The sequence below is a fragment of the Pseudomonas sp. GXM4 genome (assembly GCF_008923895.1).
Taxonomy (GTDB): domain Bacteria; phylum Pseudomonadota; class Gammaproteobacteria; order Pseudomonadales; family Pseudomonadaceae; genus Aquipseudomonas; species Aquipseudomonas atacamensis.
In genome coordinates this window covers 1-3,956 of sequence record NZ_WBRZ01000381.1, presented here as the reverse complement: position 1 = coordinate 3,956, position 3,956 = coordinate 1, and the positions used below count along the sequence as shown (strand labels likewise).

Below are 3,956 nucleotides of genomic sequence, written 5' to 3'. Positions count from 1 at the left end.
GTTGTTGACTCAGGATCAGGTAACCGCACTGGAAACCCTGCTCAACGTCAGTTTTCCAAAGGGCCTCGAATACTTCATGGGCACCTGCGCCACATACTGAATGAACAATTCACAAACAAAGAAAAACCCCGACCAGTCACCTGATCGGGGTTTTCATTTGCCCAGCTTCCCGCTTAGTGCGAAACGCGGCTGGTTCCGCCAACGGTGGAGATCCGTACCCGCTCGCCAACGCGGAATACTTCATTTTCCTGAACCTGCTGCACATAGGCGCGCATGCTGCCGTCGTCTTCGCGGACGGTGATTTCCACGCCCTGGGTGCGGGTCAGGCCTTCTTCGGTGGCCGAGCCAAGCAGGCCGCCGGCCACTGCGCCGATGACCGCAGCAACGATGCTGCCCTTGCCGCCGCCGATGGCGCTACCGCCGACGCCGCCGACCACTGCGCCTGCTGCGCCGCCGATCGGGGTCTTGGTGCCTTCGATTTTTACCGGGCGCAGGGATTCGATGGTGCCCATGCGAATCGTCTGTACACGACGCGCTTCGTCACGGGAGTAGGAGTCGCCGGTGAGGCTCGATTGGCAGCCGGTCAGCAACATCGCCATCGTCGAAAAGGAAGCAACCAGCAGAACAGACTTACGCATAGCATCAACTCCAAAAGAACATGTGTTCATTAAACCCCGTGGCCTGGCGCCTGTCACGACACCATCCGGATAAAATTGGCTTCCATTCAGGCCTGGTACAGATGCCCGCGAGCGTCCACTCAAGGTAGCGTCAAATCAGCGATCCTGCGCCATCCGCGTTTATCTCGCTCGGTAGACTGCTCAGGGTGCCAGTCGTTCCAGAATCCACTCGGTGCCCTGGAGGCGGTAGTTGAGGCGATCGTGCAGGCGGCTCGGCCTGCCCTGCCAGAACTCGATACGCTCGGGCAACAAGCGGTAACCACCCCAATGTTCCGGGCAGTGCGGCTGGCTGTCGCTGAAGCGTTGCTCGGTGGCCTTGAGCAAATCCTCCAGTTCGCCACGACCGTTGATGACCCGGCTCTGCGGCGAGGCCCAGGCGCCGAGGCGGCTACCCAGCGGACGCACCTGATAATACGCGTCGGACTCTTGCGGCGTGACCTTGACCACCCGCCCTTCGATGCGCACCTGGCGCTCCAGGGTTGGCCAGAAGAAGGTCATGGCGGCAAACGGGTTGGCCGCCAGATGCTGGCCCTTGGCGCTGTCGTAGTTGGTGAAGAAGGTGAAGCCCTGCTCGTCCAGGCCCTTGAGCAACAGAATGCGGCAATGCGGACGACCGTCGGCATCAACCGTGGCCAGGGTCATGGCATTGGCTTCTACCGGCGCCTGCTCGGTTTTCACCGCATCGGCGAACCACTGGTGAAACAGCGCAAACGGCTCGGCCGGGGCTTGCGCCTCGGTCAAACCGTCACGGGTGTAGTCGCGACGCATATCGGCCAGAGCCTGGGTCATGGCGGATTCCTTTTCGTTAGCGGATCACTTCTTGGCAGCGTCGGCTGCGGCGACTTTCTTGTCGGTCGCGGCGGCTTTGGCTGGTGCAGTCTTTTTCGCTGGAGCCTTGGCCGGGGCCTTCTTCGCCGGAGCCTTGGCGGCGGTTTTCTTGGCTGGCGCCTTTTTCGCTGCCGGCACAGCGGCTTTTTTCGCCGCAGGCGCCGGGGTAACCGGTTTGGCCACTGGCTTGACGTCTTGCGCAGCAACCATCGTCACCGGCTTCGGCGCCGGCATGTTGTATTTGCTCAGCAGCGCAACCATGGTGTTTTGCGGAGTCACCAGAAGTTCGACACGACGGTTCAAGGCACGGCCTTCAACGCTGTCGTTGGCCGCACGCGGCGCTTCGGAACCCATGCCGCGCAGCATCAGGCGATCACGTTGCAAGCCGCTGAGGCGGAAGATCGCCGCCACCGATTGCGCACGCTCCTGGCTCAGTTTGACGTTGGCCGGCGCAGCACCGCTGGTATCGCTGTGACCGAGCACCAGCACTGCGGTTTTCGGGTCGGCTTCAAGGATTTTCGCTACGCGAGTGAACGGGCCAAGGGTGACCGGCAGCAGCATCGCCGGGCGGTCCGGGTTGAACGAGCCTTCGACCGGCGCCGTCACCACCAGTACGTTGTCGCGACGCTCGAGTTGCAGATTGCTGTCCTTCACCGCTTCACGCAGACGCGGCTCGTAGTCGTCGAGCCAGGCTTGAGTGACCTTCGGATCCGGCATCGGCACGGCTTTGGCAGTTGGCTGGTCCTTGCCGCCGAACGGCCACCACCATTTGCCATTGGACTGCGCCTCGGCTTTGGCCACCTCGACCGGTTTGGCTTCGGGTTTGACCTCGGCTTTCAGATCAGCCTTGACCGCTTCATCGCTGGAACCGAACGGCCAGTACCACGGGTTGCTGCTCTCAGCCTTGGCCACTGGCGCAGTCGCCGCAGGTTTCAAAGGAGCCGGAGCCGGGGCCGGATCTTTGGCCGCGACTTTGTCGGAAGAACCGAACGGCCACCAACTGCCGCCATCTGCATCGTTTTTCGGGTTCTGTGCGCAACCGGTGATCGCTACACACAGGGCCAGGGCGAGGGTCTTTTTAGATGACATTGAAAATCCACAAAATGAAGTAATGAAAAATCAGAGCACTTTCGCCCGGATAAACAGCCGTTTTGAAACGAAAATCCCTTCGAGGTTCCGACCCTGGAACCTCTGTTGAAGCTTTACAGACAAGTGGCAAGCACCCGCGCCAGCTTTTGCGCGCGCGGATCCATCAAAACGTAAGGCCCCAAGGTATTTGTCACGAAACCGAAAGCCACATCGTGCTCCGGATCAGCAAAACCGATCGAGCCGCCCGCCCCGGGATGGCCGAACGCGCGTGGGCCGAGGCCGTAGGTGGCGTTGGGCACGTCCGGTTGATCGAGCATGCAGCCGAGGCCGAAACGGGTGCGCGTGAGCAAAGTCTTGTCATCGCCAAGGCTGTGCTCGCGGGTCAGCTCTTCGAGCATTTCGCTCTCGAGCAGGCTGCCGTCCAGCAGGCCGGCATAGAACCCGGCGAGACTGCGCGCGTTGCCGTGGCCGTTGGCCGCCGGTTGCTGCAGGCGGCGCCATTCCGGCTTGTTGGTGCTGGTCAGCACTGAGGGCGGATTGGTGAAGGCACGGGTGGTCATGGCCGTCGGCTCGCGCATGGTCACTTGCAGCAGGCGCTGCGCCGCAGCGTCGCCGGCGTTGCCCTTGCCACGGGCGATGTGCGCCACGCGATGAAATTCTTCGTCGGCCAGGCCCACATGGAAATCCAGGCCCAAGGGTTTGGCGACCCGAGCGACGATCGACTCGCCCGGCCCACGACCGTCGGCGCGGCGCAGCAATTCGCCGACCAGCCAACCGTAGGTAATCGCGGCATAACCGTGACCGGTGCCCGGCGTCCACCATGGTGCTTCGGCGGCGAGGGCGTCGACCATGGTTTGCCAGTCGTAAAGGGCTTCAGGCGCGAGCAGTTCGCGCAGGGCCGGCAAGCCGGCCTGATGGCAGAGCAATTGGCGCAGGGTGACGGATTCTTTGCCGGCGGCGGCGAATTCCGGCCAGTAGCGTGCAACCGGGGCGTCGAGTTGCAACTTGCCTTCAGCGACCAGTTGCAGTGCGGTAACGGCGGTGAAGGTCTTGGTGCAGGAGAACAGGTTGGCGATGGTGTCGCTGTGCCAGGCTTCGCTGCCGTCCTTGTCGGCGGTACCGGACCAGAGGTCGAGGACGGTTTCTCCACCGACCTTGATGCACAGGGCTGCGCCGCGTTCCTGGGGATCGTCGAACAGTGCGGCGAAAGCCTCGCGCACCGCTTCGAATTGAAGCTCGTAATGTCCCTGAATCTGCACCCGCAACTCCCCCGCGAAAACGCTCTACAAAGTGGCCCGCATTGTTCCAGCCCTTGAGGGATTTGGGAACAGGCGCGGGCCAGACGGTTGATCGGCAATTTGT

General features: G+C 62.3%; 5 protein-coding genes. 1 reads left to right on the top strand and 4 read right to left on the bottom strand.

What is annotated here, in order from left to right; translation table 11 throughout:
- Window position 1 precedes the first annotated feature (1 nt).
- Window positions 2–100 (top strand): hypothetical protein, encoded by a 99-nt coding sequence (locus tag F8N49_RS28405; RefSeq protein WP_306106543.1) that lies wholly within the window; start codon window positions 2–4, stop codon window positions 98–100.
- 73 nt (window positions 101–173) lie between these two features.
- Here F8N49_RS28405 and F8N49_RS26225 read toward each other — a convergent pair whose 3' ends face one another.
- The 4 genes from F8N49_RS26225 to F8N49_RS26210 form a co-directional block, all read right to left on the bottom strand.
- The gene (locus tag F8N49_RS26225) at window positions 174–638 is read right to left on the bottom strand and encodes a glycine zipper 2TM domain-containing protein (RefSeq protein ID WP_016771369.1); all 465 of its coding nucleotides are present in this window, start codon (window positions 636–638) and stop codon (window positions 174–176) included.
- A 180-nt stretch (window positions 639–818) separates the two neighbouring features.
- Complete coding sequence (pdxH, locus tag F8N49_RS26220; protein ID WP_076566258.1) at window positions 819–1,466, bottom strand: pyridoxamine 5'-phosphate oxidase; 648 nt, start codon at window positions 1,464–1,466, stop codon at window positions 819–821.
- A gap of 24 nt (window positions 1,467–1,490) precedes the next feature.
- Window positions 1,491–2,594: an OmpA family protein gene (locus F8N49_RS26215; protein WP_071174601.1), complete on the bottom strand. Its 1,104-nt coding sequence runs from the start codon at window positions 2,592–2,594 to the stop codon at window positions 1,491–1,493.
- Between the two features lie 113 nt (window positions 2,595–2,707).
- On the bottom strand, window positions 2,708–3,853 hold the full coding sequence (locus F8N49_RS26210) for a serine hydrolase domain-containing protein (RefSeq protein ID WP_151553167.1): 1,146 nt from the start codon (window positions 3,851–3,853) through the stop codon (window positions 2,708–2,710).
- Between the last annotated feature and the right edge of the window lie 103 nt (window positions 3,854–3,956).